General features: G+C 53.5%; 18 protein-coding genes, 4 tRNA genes and 2 rRNA genes. 8 read left to right on the forward strand and 16 right to left on the reverse strand.

The features are described 5' to 3' along the window. Nucleotides 1-45: 45 nt before the first annotated feature. Nucleotides 46-1851, forward strand: a complete 1806-nt coding sequence (locus HYW18_00595) for a hypothetical protein (GenBank protein MBI2484644.1) — start codon at nucleotides 46-48, stop codon at nucleotides 1849-1851. 162 nt (nucleotides 1852-2013) lie between these two features. On the opposite strand, the gene HYW18_00600 is transcribed toward HYW18_00595, so the two are convergent. The 4 genes from HYW18_00600 to HYW18_00615 form a co-directional block, all read right to left on the reverse strand. Then, the gene (locus HYW18_00600) at nucleotides 2014-2571 is read right to left on the reverse strand and encodes a PH domain-containing protein (GenBank protein MBI2484645.1); all 558 of its coding nucleotides are present in this window, start codon (nucleotides 2569-2571) and stop codon (nucleotides 2014-2016) included. Nucleotide 2572: 1 nt separating this feature from the next. After that, nucleotides 2573-2845, reverse strand: a complete 273-nt coding sequence (locus tag HYW18_00605; protein ID MBI2484646.1) for a hypothetical protein — start codon at nucleotides 2843-2845, stop codon at nucleotides 2573-2575. Then, complete coding sequence (gene ruvB / locus HYW18_00610; GenBank protein ID MBI2484647.1) at nucleotides 2842-3882, reverse strand: Holliday junction branch migration DNA helicase RuvB; 1041 nt, start codon at nucleotides 3880-3882, stop codon at nucleotides 2842-2844. The genes HYW18_00605 and ruvB overlap by 4 nt, the downstream gene beginning before the upstream one ends. Before the next feature lie 49 nt (nucleotides 3883-3931). After that, a tRNA-Leu gene (locus HYW18_00615) sits at nucleotides 3932-4016 on the reverse strand. Nucleotides 4017-4105: 89 nt separating this feature from the next. Here HYW18_00615 and HYW18_00620 point away from each other — a divergent pair. Further along, nucleotides 4106-4180, forward strand: a tRNA-Gly gene (locus tag HYW18_00620). 195 nt (nucleotides 4181-4375) lie between these two features. Here the strand turns inward: HYW18_00620 and HYW18_00625 are convergent. Next, on the reverse strand, nucleotides 4376-6463 hold the full coding sequence (locus HYW18_00625) for a lamin tail domain-containing protein (GenBank protein ID MBI2484648.1): 2088 nt from the start codon (nucleotides 6461-6463) through the stop codon (nucleotides 4376-4378). Nucleotides 6464-6590: 127 nt separating this feature from the next. Between HYW18_00625 and HYW18_00630 the strand changes: the two genes are divergently transcribed. From HYW18_00630 to rrf, 5 genes are all read left to right on the forward strand, one after another. Then, nucleotides 6591-6675, forward strand: a tRNA-Leu gene (locus tag HYW18_00630). A gap of 33 nt (nucleotides 6676-6708) precedes the next feature. After that, entirely contained in the window at nucleotides 6709-7071 is a 363-nt protein-coding gene (locus HYW18_00635) for a hypothetical protein (protein ID MBI2484649.1), read from the forward strand. Nucleotides 7072-7114: 43 nt separating this feature from the next. Continuing rightward, nucleotides 7115-7711 (forward strand): alpha/beta fold hydrolase, encoded by a 597-nt coding sequence (locus tag HYW18_00640; protein MBI2484650.1) that lies wholly within the window; start codon nucleotides 7115-7117, stop codon nucleotides 7709-7711. A gap of 559 nt (nucleotides 7712-8270) precedes the next feature. Further along, a 23S ribosomal RNA gene (locus HYW18_00645) occupies nucleotides 8271-13054 on the forward strand. A 38-nt stretch (nucleotides 13055-13092) separates the two neighbouring features. Then, a 5S ribosomal RNA gene (gene rrf / locus HYW18_00650) occupies nucleotides 13093-13199 on the forward strand. 46 nt (nucleotides 13200-13245) lie between these two features. Here rrf and HYW18_00655 read toward each other — a convergent pair. Next, nucleotides 13246-13962 carry a cupin domain-containing protein gene (locus HYW18_00655; protein MBI2484651.1) on the reverse strand — a complete coding sequence of 239 codons (717 nt, stop codon included), beginning with the start codon at nucleotides 13960-13962 and terminating at the stop codon, nucleotides 13246-13248. A gap of 85 nt (nucleotides 13963-14047) precedes the next feature. On the opposite strand from HYW18_00655, the gene HYW18_00660 reads away from it, so the two are divergent. Next, nucleotides 14048-14818 carry an NTP transferase domain-containing protein gene (locus HYW18_00660; GenBank protein MBI2484652.1) on the forward strand — a complete coding sequence of 257 codons (771 nt, stop codon included), beginning with the start codon at nucleotides 14048-14050 and terminating at the stop codon, nucleotides 14816-14818. Between the two features lie 257 nt (nucleotides 14819-15075). On the opposite strand, the gene HYW18_00665 is transcribed toward HYW18_00660, so the two are convergent. The 10 genes from HYW18_00665 to HYW18_00710 form a co-directional block, all read right to left on the reverse strand. Beyond that, nucleotides 15076-15151, reverse strand: a tRNA-Ala gene (locus HYW18_00665). A 45-nt stretch (nucleotides 15152-15196) separates the two neighbouring features. Beyond that, complete coding sequence (locus HYW18_00670) at nucleotides 15197-16186, reverse strand: D-glycerate dehydrogenase (protein ID MBI2484653.1); 990 nt, start codon at nucleotides 16184-16186, stop codon at nucleotides 15197-15199. Then, entirely contained in the window at nucleotides 16183-17169 is a 987-nt protein-coding gene (locus tag HYW18_00675; protein ID MBI2484654.1) for a carbohydrate kinase family protein, read from the reverse strand. The genes HYW18_00670 and HYW18_00675 overlap by 4 nt, the downstream gene beginning before the upstream one ends. After that, entirely contained in the window at nucleotides 17166-17990 is an 825-nt protein-coding gene (locus HYW18_00680) for a DUF2090 domain-containing protein (GenBank protein ID MBI2484655.1), read from the reverse strand. Before HYW18_00680 ends, HYW18_00675 begins: the two co-directional genes overlap by 4 nt. Then, entirely contained in the window at nucleotides 17987-18958 is a 972-nt protein-coding gene (locus tag HYW18_00685) for a carbohydrate kinase family protein (protein ID MBI2484656.1), read from the reverse strand. The genes HYW18_00680 and HYW18_00685 overlap by 4 nt, the downstream gene beginning before the upstream one ends. Beyond that, nucleotides 18955-19941 (reverse strand): transketolase family protein, encoded by a 987-nt coding sequence (locus tag HYW18_00690; protein ID MBI2484657.1) that lies wholly within the window; start codon nucleotides 19939-19941, stop codon nucleotides 18955-18957. Before HYW18_00690 ends, HYW18_00685 begins: the two co-directional genes overlap by 4 nt. 3 nt (nucleotides 19942-19944) lie before the next feature. Then, nucleotides 19945-20808: a transketolase gene (locus HYW18_00695; GenBank protein MBI2484658.1), complete on the reverse strand. Its 864-nt coding sequence runs from the start codon at nucleotides 20806-20808 to the stop codon at nucleotides 19945-19947. Nucleotides 20809-20905: 97 nt separating this feature from the next. After that, a complete protein-coding gene (locus HYW18_00700) occupies nucleotides 20906-21715 on the reverse strand; it encodes a cupredoxin domain-containing protein (protein ID MBI2484659.1) in 810 nt (269 codons plus the stop codon). A gap of 16 nt (nucleotides 21716-21731) precedes the next feature. Further along, entirely contained in the window at nucleotides 21732-22400 is a 669-nt protein-coding gene (locus HYW18_00705; protein MBI2484660.1) for a hypothetical protein, read from the reverse strand. Then, nucleotides 22397-22837, reverse strand: coding sequence for an RpiB/LacA/LacB family sugar-phosphate isomerase (locus tag HYW18_00710; GenBank protein MBI2484661.1), 441 nt, complete (start codon nucleotides 22835-22837; stop codon nucleotides 22397-22399). The genes HYW18_00705 and HYW18_00710 overlap by 4 nt, the downstream gene beginning before the upstream one ends. Nucleotides 22838-22871: the final 34 nt, after the last annotated feature.

Genomic DNA, 22871 nt, shown 5'->3' on the forward strand with positions numbered 1-22871 from the left:
GTGGAAGTTGGGGGATCGGTCAATTTTTGTTACACTGGAGCTCTTATGAGATTGATGGGTTTCATTTTTTTTCTCCTTCTTCTCCCCTCTGTTGTTTCGGCGGCGCCGCGGAAAGGATATGAGGCGCTTGCGACAGGCGTACCAAGTAAAAATCAACTGACATTTGAGGCAGGGGAGCGCAAAGAGGTGACGTTCGCGTTTCGCAATATCGGCACAAAAGTATGGAAGAATGATGGGGCGGGGTACGTGTCACTTTACACGGTGGAGCCCAATTACCGCAAAAGTATTTTCGACCCTGGCACCTGGCTGGCTCCCGCACAGGTGAAGCGTGTCGGCCAAGCATCTATAGCAGTTGGCGAAGAGGGGACCGTCACGTTTGAGCTCGCGGCGCCAGGGATGCCCGGAGCATATACGGAGAGTTTTCAACTTGCCGCTGAAGAAGTCACATGGATTCCCGGTGGGAAAGTCACACTTACCATTGTGGTGACAGAACCGACTGCTGCCCTCTTGGATTTTGGAGGTGAGGAGAGCGGGCAGGATGTTGATGCAGAGACGGTAGGTGCGGAAGGGTACACGGCCGAGATTGTCGTGCGCAGCGCCGACCGTGTGGTGACGAAGGGTGGCCGCTCGATTCTCTACACCGTTGGCATCAAAAATACAGGAACGAAGACGTGGCAAAAGCGAGCGATAGATGTACCGGCAGCCTCGATGGCGTTTGCGCATCCCGCGTGGGTGAGTGCCTCCCGCGCGGCTGTTCAAAACGAGGGGACCGTGCCGCCCGGGGCGACCGATGTCATCTCGTTTGCTTTTCTTACGCCGCGAACTGCCGGCGAACACCTTGTGACCTTCCGATACACCGCAGACGGCACGGAAGTGATCGGCGGAGAGATAACCATTCCGGTGGAAGTTACGACAGACGCTGGCGAGGTTATCTCCTCCCCCATTAAGGATGGGATTCTCGATCGTATGGATAAAATCGTCGAACCCACTCTGCGTGTGGGGGTGCTGTTGGTGGACGAGGAAACACAGAATAAGGTTGTCTTGCGGTGCGATTGCGAAATGCTCTCGGTCGGAGACGAGACGGGGGTGCGGTTAGGGAGTGTGCCGCGCGCAGGGGAAGTCGTCGCTCTCTACAAAGATGGGCAGTATTTCTTTGATGCCGGAGACGGACTCCAGTCCTCTCCCACGCCACTGCGCTTTATTCCCGATGTGCCAAATGCCGTTCTGACAATCACCAATTTTGATCGCCGTGCGACACGGGGCACCGAGTTTGCGGATAACCAGTTCCGGAATATTTTAGAGATTCGTCATAACACAAAAAAAGATCGCATCTGGGTCGTTAACGAACTCCCTATAGAAATGTATTTGCGTGGCCTTGCCGAAACGTCTAACGCGTCGCCCATCGAATATCAAAAAGCTATTGCGACGGCCGCGAGAAGTTACGCCTATTACCAGTCGGAGCGCAAAACAAAATATACGGCAGAGGGATTCATGGTGGATGCGTACCGTGACCAAGTCTACAAGGGTTATGGAAGTGAGGCGCGCATGCCGCAGTTTGTGGCGGCAGTACAAGCGACGGCGGGCGTGGTGGTGACGCACGATGGTCAGACGGCGCTTACGACCTATTTCGCCAGTTCCGACGGGCGCACGCGCAGTTGGAGTGAGGTGTGGCGTGGCGCCCTCCCGTACCTTGTTTCTGTTCCTGTTGCGTGCGATGAAGGAAAGAGTTTACGCGGACACGGGGTGGGCATGAGTGCAACCGGCGCAGCCTGCCAGGCACGTCAGGGGTTGGGGTGGAAGGAAATCATGAAGAGCTACTACACGGGCATAGACTTCCGTCGCGAGTGGTAAAACAAAAAAGGTGCCAGGCACCTTTTTCTTTACTTTTTGACCAAGTGACGGTACTTCCGGCGGATGGTGATTTTCTTGCCGATCTTGGTATTTTTATTCGCATGACGAATGCGAGCTCGCATGGCGCTGTTCATAGAGGGTTGTTGTGTGGGCCAGACTGTATCACGCCTTTGCCGGTGTGCCAACCCCCTGCTCGTGGATACGGTCTTTTTCCGAGAGTTCCATAATTTTCATCTTCATTTCGTCTGGACGCGCGATCTGTTTCATGTGGAAGCGTTCATGTTCGGCGGCCGTCTGTACGAATACGTCGCCAAACTTGAAAAATGTTTGCAGGATGCCTTTGGTTTCGGCGGTGACATCTTGGATAGAAGAGAGGTTGAGTTCGGACGCGGTGCGGCGGAACAAGCCGTGTTGCTCAATGTTCAGCACGCGGCCGCTGGTCAGAATCCAGACATCCAAAAAGTAATCAATAAAATCTGTGAAAGAAAACAGCCACACGGCAAGAGTATAGGTCACCGTAAGGAGGAGGAGAATCGGCCGGGCGACCGTGTGATCTAGGAGAGCGGGGGCAGCAAAAACAATGAGTTGATAAACGCCAAGCGGCACGGCAAAAAGCACGAGGGCGGTGAGAATGATTTTCAAGGGGACGATCCAATGTGCGCGACGGATCAGAACGACCGTTTCGCCCGGCTCGAGTTTTGTGACTATTGCGTGGGCCATATTATTTTAGCGTCGCCGGAGGAAGTTCGAAGAAATTGGGAAGGGAGTCGGGGGAGATGGTCGTGGCTTGCATCCAATCAAGCGGCTCCAAAATGAGAAATCCGCCGCCGAGCAAAAGAACCGTTCCTGCGAGGTACACACTTAAGACAAGGAAAGGAAGGGCACCCCCGTCGGCATAGCGGATCAAGTGATAGGTATTGAACAGACAGACAAGGAGAAAGAAAAACAGGAAGACTCCAAAGGGAATGAGCACGTACCAGAGAGGGAATGTCATAAGAGGGAGGGGGAAACTGCGGGACAGGGAAGACCGAGATGTTCGTACGCTCGAGGGGTGGCTTTGCGGCCGCGTGCGGAGCGTTCCAGGAATCCAAGCTGGAGTAAAAATGGTTCATGTACGTCTTCAAGTGTGTCCGTTTCTTCTTGAGTGGCGGCAGCGAGAGTGGAAAGACCCACAGGGCCGCCGCCGAACTTCTCCACGAGCGTATGTAAAATGTGCCGGTCTGCGGCGTCCAGGCCAAGTGGATCAATCGCGAGCATCTCGAGCGCTGCAAGCGCGCTCTCTGCCGTGACGGTGCCGCTTCCGCGGACTTCGGCAAAGTCGCGTGCGCGCTTCAGCAGACGATTTGCGACGCGCGGGGTGCGGCGTGCGCGTGATGCAATGACCGATGCCGCCTCGTGTTCCATAGGGATGCTCATTTTCGCTGCGCTTTGGTGCACGATGCGCTCAAGCTCTGCCGGAGTGTAAAAGTTGAGGTGATAGGTGGCGCCGAAACGATCACGCATGGGGCTTGAAAGCAAGGAGAGGCGCGTGGTGGCGCCGATAAGCGTGAACGGCTCAAGGTTCAACCGGAGAGTGCGCGCCGTCGGTCCCTTTCCCACCACGAGATCAAGCACAAAATCTTCCATTGCGGGGTAGAGGACTTCTTCGATCATTTTGTTAAGGCGGTGGATTTCGTCAATGAAAAGGATGTCGCCCGGACCGAGATTGGAAAGGATAGCAGCCAAATCGCCCACGCGCTCAAGCGCTGGCCCGCTTGTAATGCGGATGTTGGCGCCCATTTCTCTCGCAAGGACGTGGGCGAGGGTCGTTTTTCCTAATCCAGGATTGCCGTAGAGAAGCACGTGCTCCAGAGGCTCTTGCCGTGCCTTCGCCGCTTCAAGGAAGATATGCAGATTTTCCTTCAGCTCTTCTTGTCCAACGAACTCTTCAAGGGTCTCTGGACGCAAACGCATTTCAAACGACCGCTCCTCGTTATTTGTATTTTGTGGAGTGACTGGAGAGGCGAGTTGTTCTTCTGTCCGCTCGAGCATAGTGTGGCCATTTTCCCAGCTCCTGTGATGTACGTCAATTTCAATACTGTGGTGCTACGGGAGGGATTCGAACCCTCAATCCTTGCGGCAAGGGAGTTTAAGTCCCTCGTGTATACCAATTCCACCACCGTAGCATGTAAAAGGCCACAAAAGCGTACCGTGGAAAAGTTGAACTGTCCACTCTTGCGAGTCGTGGCCTCGCGTGTTATATTCGTCTCGTTTTGCGGCAGTAGTTCAGTGGTAGAACGTCTCCTTGCCAAGGAGAAGGTCGCCGGTTCGATCCCGGTCTGCCGCTCCATCTCGTTTTCACATGTTCCTCGATCAAAAAGACTCCATGGCTGGAGTCTTTTTGCGTTTCGGGTTTTTTGCGGACTATGGCCTGCTGATAGCCTGTAGTTCACTCACGGCTTGCGGTTCAACCTCGAGGGTATTGGCCAGCGATTGGAAAGCGATCGTGATCTCCTTGTACCACTTTGCTCCAGAATAGTCTTTCTTAGTTTCCATACGATGTTTGGAGAGTAAGGTGTTTTAATCTACGCGAACGGAGAAACCAACCGAGGAGAAGAAGCATGCCGAAGGTAAAGACGGCAAAACTCCACAGCCATCGTGGCGGTTCACGCACGGCCAAGACGAGGCCCGAAGCGGCTGGTTCCTCTGCGGGTTGTTCCAGGACGATGTCCTCTTGTGTACGTGGCAAGAGCTGGCGTGTCCCGTTTGAGAGGACGAGAATCCCTGTAATGGTGACCTTTTCGCCGGGGCTCAACGAGGTGAAGTTTATGCCGGTGGGACGTTTCGCCGAGACGATTAGCTCATGTGTTCCTTCTTGCAGACGCACGCGTTCCGAGGCGGCCTCGACAACTTCTCCTTCCGTTTTAAGAAGCGCGCCCACATGCTTGTCGCCGATCTCACCAAGCGGAAGCACTGTTGCCACGGGGGGCTCTTCGTGTCCGAGAATGGTGATGTGCTCGCGCGCACTCACCTTGAATCGTTTCTGTCCGTAGGCCTCGCCAAAAGTTCCTTGCATCCGCACACGGTCGCCGAGCGCAAGCTCTGGAAAGTCTGCTTTCTGCATGTAGACCTGTGTATCCGGGTTTTGCACATAGAATTGTTGCGTGGAGAATGCCCCGGGCAGAGCGGACACAATCGCTTCGATGATCTCCGTGCGCGATGTCGAACTTTTCTTTACCTTTACTGAAGATGCGACGGCTATTTCTGGCGTATCGGGAGTGGGGGTGAGAGAGACGGGGGGAATCTCAAGAGGAGGGGGGCTTGGAGCCTCTCCGGACGGAGCGAGTGCCGCCATTTGCCCTTGCCACCGCCACGTCTCACCCTCTTTGCGGTAGCGGCCACCCTTTGGCGCATCTTTATAGGTCACGGAGTCAATGGGTATGCCGTTTGGGTGTACAAGAGTGATCGTGTCCGTGTCGTTGTTGAGGGTGATCTTGGTGAGGGGACGCGGAAGCTGCACTTCTGCATGTGCGGCAACTACGTGTGTACCCTCCGCTTTCCATACTTTGCCTCCTGCGTCTGCAAGCGACCAGCCGTAAAGCTCTGCTGGTGCATCTCCCGTATTCACGATGGTGACGTATTCTTCTTCCTCGTCGGCGCCGTGTGGACGGGGATAGAGTTCTCCAAGACGCAGAGTAACGGCGAGGGGCGTCTCGGGGATGCTGGCTTGTGTAAGGCTAATCTCGGAGGGGGGAGGGGGCGATCCAGTAATTTCTGGAATCACAAGCGCAGGAGTTGAGGCGACCTCTGGTTCGCGCGGGGGTGGCGGGGGAGGGAATGTATTTGGAAGGCGCGGGCTTGCCGCGCTTGTTTTCTTCCACCCATCGACGCTCCATCCGGCCGTCTCGCCTTTTTGGAATGTGCCGCTGTACGCAGCGCTATCAATCACATCGCCGTTTGCGGCGTGAAGGACGACGCGGTCGCCAGAATTGTTGAGGATGCTGCCGGGCACCTCGACGAGTGCATACTGGTCAAAGCCGACCATGACATCGGGAAACTCCACGCGCTTATTACTGGCGTCGGTCAGATACATTCCTCGCGTGAGGATAAGATTGTTGTAAGGATTGTAGATCTCCACCCACTCGGTTTCTCCTTCAATAGGGTTGGGAAGAATCTCGTTTATGCGCAGCGACCCCGGAGCGACGAGGAGCGGCGGCTCTTCTGCGGAAACGGTTGTCTGCATCTCTGTCGAGGCGGGCGCCCCTAGGGGATCAGGTGCGGCGGGAGAGTCATCGCTTCGAGGAAGAGGGTCCGCGACGGGTATCTCGACAGCAGATCCGGAGGAGTCCGCAGGAGGTGAAGGATCCATTGGTAACGCCGCAACTGCGGGGAGGGTGATGATCGTGGCATCGGGCGTTTGCGTGTAGCGTGTGGGGCCATAGAGTTGTTCAATAAGACGAATAAGTGTCGTGGGGTCGAGTGTCCCTTCCGGAATTGTTATTTCCACGCTGGTGGTTTGTCGGATGATCACCGGACGTTCTGGTGCGATTTCCGCATGTGCAGGAAAGGCGACAAATGTCGCCGCAGCCGAGAGGGCACACCCAACCAACCGTGCAAAGTGACGTAAGAACATAGGAATAAGTTTATGGCGCGCCAAACAAAATATCTCCCCAACGAGGGAGATATTTGTTATGATCATTCCACCACAAATTGAGAAAAAAGTCAATGACTGTTAGGATGCTTTTTGTGCATAACTTTTAGCCGAGGTGGCGAAATTGGTAGACGCGCCAGCCTTAGGAGCTGGTGGGGCAACCCGTGGGGGTTCGAATCCTCTCCTCGGCACCACAAATCACCTTCGTGATTAAAATTCTTCTCTCTATGCATGAAGGACTACATCGTCCCGTTGAGGTAAAAGTAACCTTACCCACAGAACTCGAGCTCACCAACCGGATCGGAGCCGCTGTTTCCGATCTCAATAAGCGTGTGAAAAACCGCGAGCGCATCACGGTACGTGCGCGTCTCTACACAGAAGTCCTGCCGGAACTTCAAAGGCTTCTTGAAGAGCAGGAAGCTCCTATGGGGGACCCGGAGTTGGCTGAAAAAATTCGTCCGCTTGTGATGGAGGCCGGGAAGACACTCACAAAAAGCGTGCGGACCCAAGTTGAAGAGTCCCTGCTTGATGCGTTGCGGGCATTTAGAGTGGAGTTTATTACTCCGCCAAGTCAAGAAGAGGCAGCGTAGAGTGATTGTCACCACGGGAGCTTCCTGATAGGATCGGGCCATTATGCGCGTCACTCTCGTTCATGGCATGAATGCCACTCCCGCATCGAATTTTCACCCGTGGCTCAAGCGCGAGCTTGAGGCCCGCGGGTTTAGCGTACGGGTTCCCGAACTTCCTCTGCACTCCGGCGAGCCGCTCGAGATCCTTCCGCTCATGGAGATTCTGCACGAGAAGATCGGTATGTTGGACCACGAAGATATTTTGCTTGGGCACTCGCTTGGTGCGGTGCTCGCTCTTCGGTACTTGGAATATGTGGAACTGAAAGGTCGGCCGCGCGCGTGCATTCTTGTGGGGGCGCCCTGGCAGGTAAAGACGCCAGAACTTCAAACACTTTTCATGACAGATCTGGACTTTGACGTCGTGCCGTGGAAGGCCTCGGAATTCTTTGTCGTCCATTCGCCCGATGACAACCTTGTGCCGTTCGATCACGCGAAGAAGTGGGCAGAGGCATTGAAAGCGCAGCTCGTGGACGCGAACGGTAACGGACACTACATGGACACAGAGTACCCGGTGCTCCTCGATCTTATTTCTGATGTCGCGAAGCAGGCGCTCGAATTTGCGCCAGGGCAGAGCCTTCCCGACGAACTTGCCGGACTCTAGGCCCGTTTTTTAAGGATTTCCTTCATAAAATGAGCTTGACTTTCGCATAGACTGGTTGTGGAAAGGTTGAGGATAGAAAGCGGCGAGGAGGCTATTGACAGGGAGAAGGGCCTACGATAAGATACCTCCGCTTTATACACGGCTTCTGTGTCCCCGGAACGTGGAGATGAGATGGAGGGACGGAGGGAAGCGCGTGGTGAACCCAACATGAACTACATCGTAGAACAATCGTTGCGGAAACATCACACGCCATAAACCCCCTCTTAGGGTGCGTCTGATGTTCCCGCGATTCGCGGGAATTTTGTTTCACTACAGAGCATTGCTCCGGGCATCGAATCAGTGCTCTGGCGTGAAGGCCAGACGGAACCTTCACAATTTACACACCAATACAAACAATGTCGCACGCAGAAATGCGTGTGGCGATGGCATGGAAAAAGCCTCAACTACAAGGCATGGGGAGTCAGCGTCGGAGTCGTACTTTTTGTACGACGACGAGCTGACGGGGCCCCATAACGCCGTAGATGAGGAATTTTTACATGCCAGATCTATACAGATAGTGGGTGAAGAGCATAAGGGCAGATGGTGGATGGCTCGACCATAGACGCCGATGAAGGACGTAGCAGCCTGCGATAAGCTTCGGGGAGGTGGCAAGCAACCTTTGATCCGGAGATCTCCGAATGGGGAAACCCGGTCTGAAGAAGTCAGATCATCCAACACTGAATACATAGGTGTTGGGAGGTTACCTGGTGAAGTGAAACATCTCAGTAGCCAGAGGAAAAGAAAAAGATAGCTCGTTGTGTATACGAAGGTTCTCCATTGGGAGCTTTCGTATACAACAACGAGAACATTCCCCTAGTAGTGGCGAGCGAACGGGGAACAGTCTAAACTTCGTGGATGAAGCGTTGAACAAAGTGGGTATCATTGATATTCATCCGTTTGGCGTGAAAGGCAAGGGCCGTTGTCCACGGAGGGTTGCAAGATGCGCGCGCGTCTTTCCCTTGAAAGGCGACATGATCGTTGTGTTATAGGAGAATCTGCTGGAACGCAGAACCAAAGAGGGCGAACGTCCCGTATCCAAAATATCAACACGACGTGTGGTGCGCATTCTTAAGTACCACGAGACACGAGAAATCTTGTGGGAACCTAGCGCGACTATGTGCTAAGACTAAATACGTCTATGGATCGATAGTGAACAAGTACCGCGAGGGAAAGCTGAAAAGAACCCCGGAAGGGGAATGAAATAGTTTCTGAAACCATCTGCTTACAAGGAATCGGAGTCCCTCCGTAGCCGCAAGGTGAAGAGGGATGACGGTGTTCCTATTGAAGAATGAGCCAACGAGTGTGCTGCATGTCGCCGGTTAAGTCCTCCGGGATGAAGCCAGAGTGAAAGCAAGCATTAACGTGCGTCTCTAGCAATGTTCAAGGATGAGTTTCTCATTCTTGAACATGGCTAGAAGGTGGCATGCACACGACCCGAAACCGGGTGACCTAACCATGACCAGGGTGAAGTCCCGCGAAAGCGGGATGGAGGCCCGAACTCACGTGCTGTGCAAAACACGGAGACGAGTTGTGGTTAGCGGAGAAATTCCAATCGAACTCGGTAATAGCTGGTTCTCTCCGAGATAGCTTTAGGGCTAGCGTCGGTTACAGTCTGTTGGGGGTAGAGCACTGAATGGGACAACCGCCTTCGGGTAGGTGTCCTAACCAAACTCCGAATACCAGCAGATGATCCCGGCAGTCAGACGATGGGGGCGAAGCTCCATACGTCGAAAGGGAAACAGCCCAGATCTCAAACTAAGGTCCCAAAATCATCGTTAAGTGTAAAAGGTGGTGAGAAGACTTATACAGTCAGGAGGTTGGCTTAGAAGCAGCCATCCTTTAAAGAAAGCGTAACAGCTCACTGATCAAGTTTTCTTGCGCCAAAAATGAATCGGGGCTAAACGGTGTACCGAAGTTGAGGATGTCCCGCCTTTGGCGGGACGTGGTAGGAGAGCATTCGTGTCAGCGCTGAAGCCATACTGCGAGGTGTGGTGGAGCGGCACGAAGAGAGAATGTTGGCATAAGTAGCAAAAAGACGGGTGAGAACCCCGTCCGCCGCAAACCCAAGGTTTCCACAGCTACGCAAATCGTCTGTGGGTGAGTCGGGAGCTAAGGCGAGCCCGAAAGGGGTAGTCGATGCACAGCTGGTTAATATTCCAGCACTTCGTTTACGTTCTGATGGGGGGACGTTCCGTGTACCTTCCTGCGTCCTATGGCTATGACGTCAGGAACTCTGGAGTGGCTTGTAGGAAAATCCGCAAGCCGCAAGCTCCGGGGTTGTCGCAATCTCGGGTTACACCGAGGGAGAGGAGGGGAAGCGGAACCAAGAAAAGCCTCTAGGGTTAACGTAAACGAACCCGTACCGGAAACCGACACAGGTGGGTGGGCATGAATGTGCCAAGGCGTACGAGAGAATGATCGTTAAGGAACTAGGCAAAAAAGCGGCCGTAACTTCGGGATAAGGCCTGGTTGCTCCCGGGAGGGAGCGACCCGCAGCGAAAGACGTCAAGCGACTGTTTACCAAAAACACAGGTCCCTGCAAAACCGTAAGGTGAAGTATAGGGGCTGATGCCTGGCCAGTGTCCGAACGTTAAGGAAGGGGGTCATGCCCGCAAGGGCGGCAGCCTTCGACTGAAGCGCGGATGAACGCCGGCGATAACTATAATCGTCCTAAGGTTTTCCGTATTTTGGCTAAATTTAGCGAAAGTACGGAGAAGGACTGGGACGATTACGGTGAGTGGGTAAACAAATGAAGTGCTGCCTCACTCTACAGTAATGTAGAGTTGGTCCAAACATGGCTATTTGCTGGGAACCAGTTGCCAACTGGGATCAGCAGGGAAGTCCTCCGTGGCGGGGACCCCTCAGAGACTAAACGCCGTGCCCCTGGTGCAATCAGGGTGAAGATATAGTCCTCCGTCCAAAGGAAACGGAAAGCGAAATTCCTTGTCGGGTGAACCATGTTCCTCTGTGGTCGGAGAGAACTTGCCCGAGTATCGTGGTAACATGATACAAGCAATCCAGCTCATAACGGGGAATCCTCAATGAGGAAATCCCGTGGGAAGCCCCGCTAAAGGTGGGGCCCCGTAACGACTGACCCGAAAGGGGAGGTTCCGCAGGTGCGGGACAACACGCTGGCTCTTCCTGATAAGACCAACCTATGGAGATTAATCCATGGTATGTATCTGGATTCGTCGATGGTGAAGGGAGCTTTCTCGTTTCCTTTTCTGTTCGTCAAAAGATGACGATGGGAATTGAAGCGAGGCCAAGTTTCACCATCAGCCAACACAAGAGAAGTATAAATGTGCTAGAGCACATCAAGACATACTTCGGGTGTGGCACGATCCGTTACAACATCCATGATGATACATACAAATATGAAGTGAGAAGTCTGGGAGATCTTCTTTGGAAGATTATTCCGCACTTCGAGCAGTATCCTCTCAGAACGTTGAAGCAGAAAGACTTTGAAACGTTTCGAGATATTTGTTACCTCATGCACACGCAACACCATCGATGTTCGTCTGGTATTAGACAGATCATTGATGTCGCCTATCAAATGAACAATTTTGGGGCGAGGCGTTATACGAAAGAAGATCTCCTAAAGGTGGTGGGAAGATGAAGGTATAGTCTGAACATCATGGCAACATGATGACTAACATTGGAGTTCCGACCTGCACGAATGGCATAACGACTTGACGACTGTCTCAACGATCAACTCGGCGAAATTGCAAGAGGAGTGAAGATGCTCCTTACTCGTAGTTAGACGAAAAGACCCCGTGAAGCTTTACTACAACTTGGTATTGGTTTCAGATTTCGCATGTTGAGCGTAGGTGGGAGCTTCGGCGCCAATGAGACACCACCCTTGCGTTATTTGAAGTCTAACTTCGGACCGTGAATCCGGTTCGAAGGACAGTATCTGGTGGGTAGTTTGACTGGGGCGGTAGCCTCCCAAAAAGTAACGGAGGCGTTTACAAAGGTTGGCTTAGCGCGGATGGAAATCGCGCTGAAAGGGCAAACCCACAAGCCAGCTTTACTGCAAGACTGACACGTCGCGCAGTCGCGAAAGCGGAAGTTAGTGATCCGACCGTACGACATAGGACGGCGGAAGCTCAACGGATAAAAGCTACTCCGGGGATAACAGGCTGATCAGGCCCAAGCGTCCACAGCGACGGCCTGGTTTGGCACCTCGATGTCGGCTCATCGCATCCTGGGGGTGAAGAAGCTCCCAAGGGTTTGGCTGTTCGCCAATTAAAGCGGTACGCGAGCTGGGTTCAGAACGTCGTGAGACAGTGGACAAAACCGCGCTGTCTATAAATTCGACTATATGCTGGAAACCCTGAATGAGTCTCAACAGGAGTAGAGGCTCAAAGAATCTCACACTACGTGCTATGCTTATTAAATATGGCACGTGAAAATGTGTTGAGTGCAGGCAATCAGCAGGGAAGATTACATCGTCTTCAACCGTGGTATATCAGTGGTTTTGTGGATGGGGAAGGAAGCTTTCATGTGGCGCTCTATAAAGATGCACACATGAAGACGGGATGGAAAATCATCCCAGAATTCCACGTCTCCCAACGTATAAGCAGTCGCCAAGTTCTTGATAGGCTTGTGGACTTCTTTCGTTGTGGGTATGTAAAACCAAACCATAGAACAAGTTCTTCCGATTTGACGTACGTATATGTTGTACGGGATCGCGGAGATCTTCTAAAGAAAATCATCCCTTTCTTTCAGCGGCATAACCTCCAGACGGAGAAAGTAAAAGACTTTCAACTGTTTGCGAGAGTTGTACAGCTGATGGAAAAGGGGGAACACCGGAACACCAACGGAGTAAAAAAGATTTTCGAGATCGCATACCAGATGAATGGTGGCGGTCGGTATCGACGGAAAAAAATACAAGCGATGTAAAACCCTCAGAGACTATATGTCGAATTCCGCCATTTGCGGAAAAGATATAGTCCGAACTGCATGGCGACATGCAGAGAACACAAGAAATTGTGTTCCTCCACAATTGTGGAAGTAACATATTGTCGGTCTCCTATCTACTATGAGCGTTGAAGGTTGAGGGAACCCATTCCTAGTACGAGAGGACCGGAATGGACGAACCTCTTGTGTACCGGTTGTTCTGCCAAGGGCATTGCCGGGTAGCAACGTTCGGTTCGGATAAGCGCTGAAAGCATCTAAGCGCGAAGCTGATCCCAAGATAAGCCTTCGTATGAGACCCCTCCGAGACGAGGAGGTTGATAGGCCGCAGGTAGAAGCGTGGTAACACGTGAAGCCGAGCGGTACTAATCGGTCCAGCTCTTCACCCACTACCTGTAAAGATCACTTTGTATTGAGCGCATTGTTCTGGTGACATTTCCGGCAGGGCCACACCCGTTCCCATCTCGAACACGGCCGTTAAGCCTGTCCGGGCCGATGGTAGTCACATGGCGAGAGTAGGTCGTCGCCAGAACAATGGGCTTGATACAAACACCTCGATGAAAAACCGTCGGGGTGTTTTATTTAAGTATGGTGATGCGCGGGTCCTTACGATCGAGGCCGGGACTGAAGGCAAAAACCTCTCGTACACGCAAACGAGGAACCCCCTCTGGTTCCTCGTAGGTAAGAGAAACGGCACGATGGCGAACTTTGATAATCCATGTGTGCTCGCCTACCTGCCACCCGCGCATAGGGAATGTCTGAAGTTCACGTTGCTCAAAGACAAAGGGAGATGGCACGGGGGCAAGCAGAGAGGAGCGTACCCATTCAATGGTATGGTGCTCGATCTCGGAATAAGGATCGTTCCACTGATGTGTGTGCGTAAATGTGCGGAGCGTTGATGGATCATGTGCCATGGACGCGAAGATTTTTTGAATATGTGCAGGCAGGAGATTCGGTGCCGCGTGCCCCGGTCCCATACTGATCGTGATGTAGCGTACCACCTCTTCGGGCATCATAAATCCGTGCGACTGTCCGGCACGGATGATGACACTTGCTCCAGGTTCCAGAGTGACGCAAGACTTCTGACTAATGACCGTGAGCGTCCCCTTCACCACAAGATAAAAGCGGTCAGCTTGATGGATGTGGAGGGGGATGTACCCCGGCCTCGCGTGCGCATGGAGGAGCAGCTCGTACGTGTCGGTCTCTCTCCATCGCACAACTCCATGCCCCTGCTCGCCAATCTTTGGCCAGAGTTCTTGCGGCATCATTCCAAGTGGGAGAGTTTGTTCATCCATACTATCCATCGTAGGGCGTGGGGAGAGTTTGTCAAGGATGGCATTCTTGTCAGATCACTTTTGCTGGGCTACTATGGAGCGGTTTATGGCATTTGAAGATACAAAAATTGTTATCTTGGCAGCTGGGAAAGGAAAAAGAATGGGGCTCGAAATACCCAAAGTCCTGGTACCCATTCAAGGCAGACCTATGCTTGCGTGGCTCTTAGAGGCTGTCGAGAGCGCGGAGGTAGACGGCCCCCCTGTTGTCGTCTATGGACCGGGATTAGAAGAAATTTGTACGTTTGTTGGAGCACGAGGCCACTGCACTCTTCAAGCCAAACAACTTGGGACAGCGCACGCTGTTCTCGCAGCAAAGGACGCGCTTGCAGGCGCCAAACGGCTCGTTGTCATGTACGGGGATGTCCCGTTCATCAGTGCGCGCGCCATTCGCAAAATTGTGGAGTACCACATAAAAAAACCTTGCCCTATCATGGCCGCGGTTGGGGTGGTTGAGAGTTATACGGGGTGGCAGAGAATTTTCCAGCAACTCGGGCGGATTATGCGTGATGAGGACGGGCTGATTCATGCGATCCGTGAGGCGAAGGACGCAACGGAAGAAGAGCTTCGTATACGTGAGATCAATGCGGGCTTCTATGTGTTTGACGCCGAATGGCTATGGAATCATATCGAGAACGTGCAAAATAAAAACGCTCAGGAAGAGTATTATTTGACAGATGTGATTGCTATGGCGGTTTCGGAGGGACTGCCCGTGCGGACGTACCAGATTCCTATTGAAGAATGCATTGGGATCAATAAACTCGAAGAGCGAGACGTGGCAGAAGTTGTTGCCCAACAGCTGGAGAGACGCCTCCCGTGAGCCATAGGCAAAAAATAAAAATCTCCGCGAGCATTTCGTGGAGATTTTTTCTTGACTAGGCGCGGCGCTTTGCAGCCTTGCGCTTCTTCGCTGCTGGTTTGCGCTTTGCAACCTTACGTGCTTTCTTTTTTGCCATAATGTTTTTGTCACCTCCTTTCTTTTTAGATTTCTCGCAAGATAAATTCTTGCTCGAGTGTATACATTGTAGCGTGTTTGGGAAAAAAAATTATCCAACGTGTGGATAACTTAATTTTTTTTGGTGGACCACAGCGGATTCGAACCGCTGACCCCCACATTGCAAATGTGGTGCTCTACCAACTGAGCTAGTGGCCCCGAGGAAAGCGGCGGCATCGTATCAATGACGACGTGCGCTGTCAATCACTGCACCAAGTGTGGAATTTTTTTTCCGTGTACGAACGCAAGGATGTTTTTTGCACTTTCACGGCTCATGGCTTGGCGTGCTTCCCGCGAGGCGCTGGCTGTGTGAGGAGTAAGCACCACATTCTTCATGCGCCGGAGATCGAGCCGGTCGTGGGGGTTGCAATCAATAAACGGCTCGCACTCATACACATCAAGCCCTGCCCCCGCGATCTCCTTTTTTGCCAGCGCTTTTGTAAGTGCCAGCTCGTCTACCACGGGCCCGCGCGCCGTGTTGATGAGAAACGCCGCCCCCTTCATCATTTTAAGTTCAGGTGTGGAGATAAGATGGCGTGTAGAAGGGAGAAGCGGAACGTGAAGAGTGACAAAATCAGATTCCTTAAGTAGGCGCGGGAGGGGGCGATACAAAGCCCCGTGCTCTTTTTCAAAACGGCGATCGCGTGTGGGGTTGTGGTAGAGAATCTTGAGACCGAATCCATCACGTAGCCTCCGTGCCACCATGCCGCCAATACGTCCGGCGCCGATGATCCCTACGGTCTTTCCTATAAGGTCTGTGCCAAGCAAGAGGTTCGGTCCCCATCCGTGATACTTTCCAGCACGCGTGAACATATCGGATTCAACAATGCGGCGCGCCAGGGCAAACATAAGCGCGATGGTGTGCTCCGCAACGGATTCAGCGATTTCCTCCGCGGGGGCGTTTGCCACGGACACGCCATGCTTCTTTGCCGATGCAAGGTCAATGTTATCAAACCCGATTGCGTAGTTTGCGACGAACTTCACCTGTGATCCGGTAACGAAGAACTCATCATCCACGCGATCGGTAAGCATCGTCCATACCATATCGGCTTTTTTGATGGAGCGAAGGAGCTCAATCCTGGAGATGACACGATCGTGCGGATAGACGGAAAGCGAAATGCGCGGGTCCTTCTTCAACAGACGGATACCTTCGTCGGGGACGGGACGTGTGAGAAAAACACGGAGAGGTTTCATAGTGTAGTGACAGGGATGGTAGCCAGCAATTTATTGCTTGGAAACTTTTTCAAAATTCCTTGTTTGGCACCAAGCGATTGGATCACGCTCTCGGCATTCAAGGTGCCCACCTGCAGAGCCGTGTAGATGCCATGCTCCATCATGAGGCAGGCTACGACGCCACTTCCAAATGCGTCGCCTGCGCCTGTGCGCGAGATGCTTGGTTTTCCGCTCGTGCCGCTGTGATAGCACGATCCACCGTTGCACAGATAGGCGCCGTTTTCTCCGTCGGTGATGATGCGCACGCGGTGATTCTCCGGTGAGAGACCTTCAAAAAGCTTCAGAATGTTTTCCCGCGGAGCTCCAGTAAGAGCCGCAGCCTCTTCTCGATTCACATTGAACACACTCACATCACGCTTTAGAAGCTCGCGAATGTCTTTTGCGCTTTCACGAATTTCCTGTGCTCCAGGATTCCATGCCACATGGACCCCTGCCTTCCGGCACGCGTCAATAATACGCTTGCCAAGCGTGATGTTTCCCCCAAGAGAGGTGAGATAGACCCACCGTGTCTTCTTAAAAATATCTCCATCTATGTCTTTTGGCGTGAAGGTTTTCGAGGCGCCGCGAAATACAAGGACTGTCCGTTCGCCGTCGTTTGTCGTAAGGAGGGTCGAGTATGCTGTCGGTTCATTCGCAACGCGGATCAGGTGTTTCGTTTCGATGCCGTAGGCGGCAAGCTCATCCGTCACGTCTCGTCCCACCGTATCTTCCCCCACGCGCGCCACGCACGCTGTTTTAAATCCAAGTCGGGAGAACGTCACCGCTGCATTGGTCGCCCCGCCGCCGCTTGAAAGAAAAATTTTTTGTACGTCCACCTTCGAACCGAGCGCCACGCATTCGCCGAGCCCTGTGGAGAAGCGCTTGCTCTTAAATACTTGAAAGGCGTCTGATACGAGAAATACATCCCGTGTGGCCGCGCCAATGGTAACGACATCGTAGATCATAGCCATGCAGAAAAAGAGTCAATATATTGCTGGAACGCCCGCGCGATCTTAGTAACAGCTTCTGCACGGGAAATCTTTTTATCACGATAGCGCTTCAGGGGAGGGAAGAAAATAGTGCGGCCGACAGCGAAGCCGTTTACCACGCCACTTTTGGCTGCCGTTTTGAGCCATTGTCGGACTTCCGCGGTACTTCCTGCTCGCCCCAAGACGACGATGTCTGCCGTACCGGTCAGTGCGTGCACGCGGCGCCATTCTTGTGGTGTCCCAAGCCCTTCCACTTTCCAAAGGTCTACCTGCACGCCCGCCCTCGTGATCTCTCGTAGCGCACGCTGCATTTGAGAAATCCGTGAACCCGTGCCTGTAAGAAGAAGCTCGAAGAGAAAGGGAATGTGATGTGTTCGGCAAAATGTCGAGAGTCGCTTGAGGCGCGCCAACTGCCGCCCGTTGTCGTCGCGAACATTATAGCGCACAAGAGCTTTCGCGTAGGCCGGTTTCCAAGAAAGAAGATGTTTGCCAAATGTTTGTCCGTGAGCGAAATCGAATTCTTCTTGCCCGCTTTTTTCGATCGTAAGGGCAAAAGGGATGCACCGCCGCTTTGCATCTTTGAGGATCGGCGTGCCGAACTCCTCATCGACGAGAAGGAACAATGATTCTTTGTGTGGAGACGCTTTATAGACGCGAAGAAACCCCTCATAGACGACACGCTTCATGTGCTGCACGCGTTTTTTCTGTGCGGTATTCTCTGGTGGATAGGGGAATCCAAGAAGTTCGTGGTCGAACCCTGACCGATGATCGAACGGGAGAATGAAAATGCGGTTCATACGGATGTGGGAGTGTAGGAAGGAGAAGCGGTGATGCGTTTGGACAAGCGGGCCCGTGATAAAAGCCCTGCCTGCGGACCGACATGTTCCACAACAGAGGCAGAGTTGAAAATGCCATAGGTCATACTCTTTGCAAGTCCAAGACCGCGCAAATAACCAGCCAAAAACCCGCTTGTGAAGGCGTCGCCCGCCCCCGTTGTCTCCACGCGCTTCGCTCGTGCGGCGGGGGCAAAAAGGATTTCTCCATTTGAGACACCATAAGCACCGCGCGCTCCGTCAGTTACCAAAACCGTTCGCGGCCCCAGAGACTGAAGTTTATGGAGAAGAGAGGGCACATGGTCTGTCTCGTGAAGGGCAAGACGTTGAGCCTCCGCGGCGTTTACGACAAGAACATCAGCAGCGCGGAGGAGTGTATAAAGCGAAGGGTGGAGTTTTTCAAGCTGGACAGCTCCCGGATTCACTCCGAGACGGAACTCCCCCTTCTTTGCGCGTCTTGCAAGTTCGCGGAAAAGTGGCTCGTAGGAGATTCCAAGCTCGCTTACGAAAACAAAGCGACACCCGAGGCGCCGCGGAAGAATATAGGTGTGTGGTTCGTGGACGGCAAGGATGGTGCTTTCACCTTCAAAGTTAAGAACAGCGGAGAAGCTGCTTTTTGTTCCGTCCTCCTTTTTGAGGAACGTTGTCTCTACGCGTTCACGGCGGAGGAGTTCTTTTGCAAGCATTGCGGTTCCGTCGTCTCCCGTTACGCTCATCGCGGCTGTTTTCAGACCGAGCCGTCGCCCACCGATGGCAACATTGACTGCGCTTCCTGCAACCATGCTTACTGCCGAATCCACGGGGATTTTCTCGCCGAATTTCATGGAGAGCATGCAGCGCGGGCGGTCAATGTCACAGGCGATGCGTGCCTTCTTCCCCAGATCAATAAACACGTCCATTTTTGTGTCTCCGATGGTGAGAATGTCTGTCATAGGTGTTTCCGCTGTGCGGCGCGCGAGGCGGCGCGGGCAATATCGCGGGCCGTGAGGCCGAACCGAACAAAGAGTTCTTGCGGTTCTCCTGACTCCCCATAGCAATCGCGCATCCCGATGCGCTCGATAGGCACGGGACATGTCGCCGTCAGGAGTTCCGCCACTGCGCCGCCGAGACCCCCAGCAATCTGTGCTTCTTCACAGGTGACAACAGCGCCACACTCTTTTGCGGCCTTCAAGATTGTTTTTTCATCGAGGGGCTTTACGGTGTGGCAGTTGATGACGCGCGCTTCAATATTCCTTTTTGCCAGATCCCGCGCAGCCTTTAAGGCCTCATAGAGAATAGGTCCGGCGGCGATGATGGCAATATCGTTCCCCTCTCGGTACACTTCTGCCCGACCAATATGGAAGGGGGTCTTTTTCGTGGTGAACAGGGGACTTGCGGCGCGGGCGAACCGAAGATACACGGGTCCCGTGTGCGTGGCCGCCGCTACGGTTGCTTTACGCGCCTCTTCTGCATCACAAGGGACAATCACAACCATGTTTGGCATAACACGCATGGTGGCGATGTCTTCCAGTGCCTGATGCGTGGCGCCGTCCGGTCCTACCGAGACCCCTGCGTGCGCTCCTGCAATCTTTACATTCGTATTTCCGAGGGCGATCGTCGTGCGGATTTGTTCCCAATTCCGTCCGGGGGAAAAGGCAGCGTAGCTTGAGATAAACGGTACTTTGCCTGCCAGAGCCATGCCCGCCGCGACTCCTGCCATAGCCTGCTCGCAGATTCCCATTTCCACGAATCGATCGGGAAACACTCTCTGGAATGCATCACTTTTGGTGGACTCCGTGAGGTCACAGCAGAGCACAACGACACGCTCGTCCATTTGCCCCGCTTCCACAAGCCCCTCGCCATATCCAACACGGGTGGCCCTTTCCTCCGGCTTGCCAAAAAGATCCGAAATAAGTTTTGCCGATGGGCGGATCATATGCTACTCGTGCTCGGATGATATTTTCCCTCCAAGCGTGCGCAGTTCTCCAAGAGCTTGGCGCGCCTCGGCCGCATTCGGCGGTTTCCCATGCCACTCGGGCTTCCCCTCCATAAAATCTACGCCCTTTCCTGGAATCGTGTGGGCAATAATCACACTCGGCTTTTTGTATACGGACTTTGCCTCGTCACATGCGTCCACGAACTCCTCCACATTATGTCCGTCTATTTCCATAACATGAAAATTGAACGCTTCAAATTTGTCCCGTAACGGTTCGAGGCGCGACACGTCCTCTGTGAACCCATCAATCTGAATGTTGTTGCGGTCCACGATCACTGTGAGGTTAGAGAGGGCGTATTTTCCAATGAAAAGAAACGACTCCCAGCAAATCCCTTCCTCAAGCTCGCCGTCTCCCATCACGCAGTATGTATGCCAGGAAGCGCCGTCCATGCGGGCCGCGTAGGCCATGCCGGCTGCTTGCGCGATGCCTTCTCCAAGCGGTCCCGAAGTTGTCTCCGCGCCGGGGAGCCTCTCACGTTCGGGGTGTCCTTGCAGCCGTGTGCCGAGTTGTCGGAGGGTGGCGAGTTCTTTCTTTGGAAAATATCCTGCGTGGCTCATTGCAACATAGCGGATAGGACAAATATGGCCGTTTGAGAGGATAAGTCGGTCGCGGTCCTTCCATGCAGGTTGCTTGGGGCGGTGGCTTAACACGTGAAAATACAGCGCCGCGAAAATGTCCGCCATGCCAAGCGGGCCGGCCGAGTGCCCGGACTTTGCGCGCAGAAGCATCTTGATGAGGTCCTGGCGCATGTCATTGGCGCGGACCTCCAACTCTTTGATTTTGCGGTCGTGCAAAGGAGAGGGCATAGCACGGATAGTATAGCAGAAACAACAAAGACGGGGTGCGTGCCCCGTCTCCGTATCTTCCCACGCAGTAACTTTGCAACGTGGCACTCTGCAACTTCTATTGGACAATAATCGTTCCCGTAAATTGCGGATGGTAGCTGTCAAAGAATGTGTACGTTCCCGGGGTCTTGAATGTCCTTGAGAAGACGATTCCCGCACTCATGGTTCCCGATCCCCAGGAAAGGTCGTCGGATGTCACGGTGTGATTGACCGTGTCCAAATTGGTGAAGCGAACGGTCCGGCCTGCCTGGATAGTCGCAAGGATAGGAGTGTAACCGCCTGCACTAATGTTCATGACAACGGGCGCTTTCAAGTCTTTATCCGTATTGATGTCCGGGACCGACGCCTTTACGCTCGCCGTGTTGTATTGGGAAGAGTCTGTGACATCACTGCTGCGCGTGTAGTTCGAGAAGAAGCCATCCGGCACGTCATCAATCTGCTTATTCCAGGTGCTTCCAAACAAAGCAATCGCAACGGCTTCGGTAGAGACCCAGTGTAAGGAACCTCCCCGGCCGATGGCGTAGACTTTCGGGTCCGTATCAATCTTGATCATACGGCTGCCCGGACGGTACGTGACGTTTCCGCCGATCTGAATAGTGCCGAGATCGGCATCCGTGAGCCAGTTCACGTCGTTGAAGTTGTTGTACCAGGTAAAGTACGTCTTATCATTTACGAACACGTAACGGAAACCATCTGCCCCGTAGTAATAGACGGCAGAACGAGATGTGCCGCGAATGAGCATGCCCGATTGAAGTTGGCTTAGGCTAATCGTAGAAGCGGCGCGCACCGGGACGGCAGGGAGGAGCAACGAGATACTCGCAAAGAACGCGAATACGCGCACGAGGAGAGATTTCATAGAGATAGTCATAAGTAGGAAAAGTATATCACATTCCAAGCGCCTTTCTCATCTCTTCTAGCGCCGTATGTGGATTTCTCCCTGCAAAAATGCTTGAGCTCGCGCAAAAACGGGTGATTCCGGCCTGAAGGAAGCGGAGGATATTTTGGGCTGTTACCCCCCCGTCGGCGCCAAGCAAGATGTCGGGATAGCGCCGGTGAATTTCCACGACTTTCGCCAAGAGATCATCTTCGTGAATCCCGTGCGCGGGGTCGCCGATTCCTTGTCCCGAAGCGCCTGGGTGGACGGTCATGAGAAGGAGTTCGTCCAGAAGATGAATGGCGTGGTGCGCTTCCTCGACGGGCGTTTCTGGATTCAAGGCGAGGCCGGCATCAAGATGCATGCCATGAATCGCTTCGATGATAGGCTCGTGCTGGCGATCGAGTTCGGCGTGGAAGATCACGCGCGAGAGCCCGGTTACCTCTTCTTTCCATGTGCGTGCGACGGCAAGCGGATTTTCCACCATGAGGTGCAGTTCAAACTGTACAGACGTATCGAGTGATCCTACGGCGCGCGCGTCGGCCCAACTCATGTGGGGGAAGAGTGTGCCGTCCAACACGTCTACGTGCACCACAGATGCGTAGGCCTCCACGGCACGGAGCTGTGTGACAAACTGCTCTTTGGATTCGGCAAGAATGGCAGGAAGGATCTCGGTCATACCATTTTGGCGATGCGGCGCGCATGTCGCGGGGCGTTGGAGAAGGGAGTTTGCAAAAACATTGTGACAATGGCGATGGCCTCCTCTTTGGAGAGAACGCGGCCGGCGAGACACAAGACATTCGCGTCGTTGTCTTCACGCATGATCCGTGCCGCGTCTTTTGTGTAGCCAATGCCAGCGCGCACACCGGCTACTTTATTGGCAGCCATGCATGACCCTTGCCCGCTCCCGCAAATCACGATGCCTTTACTCCCTGCGTCCGTGGCGGCGCGCAGGGCGGTCGGCCGGGCAAAATCGGGATAATCGTCGTCGGGAACAAGGTGAGCGTTGCCGAGATCCACGACCTCATAATGCTCCGTCGCAAGGTGTTCTTTTATGGCCTCTTTTAACTCCCAACCCGCATGGTCGGCCCCGAGGTAGATTCGCGTTTGTTCCATAATGACGCCATTATAGCATTGTGTTAGCATACCC

It is taken from the genome of Candidatus Uhrbacteria bacterium (genome assembly GCA_016187485.1).
Classification (GTDB): Bacteria; Patescibacteriota; Patescibacteriia; order UBA9934; family UBA10169; genus JACPJO01.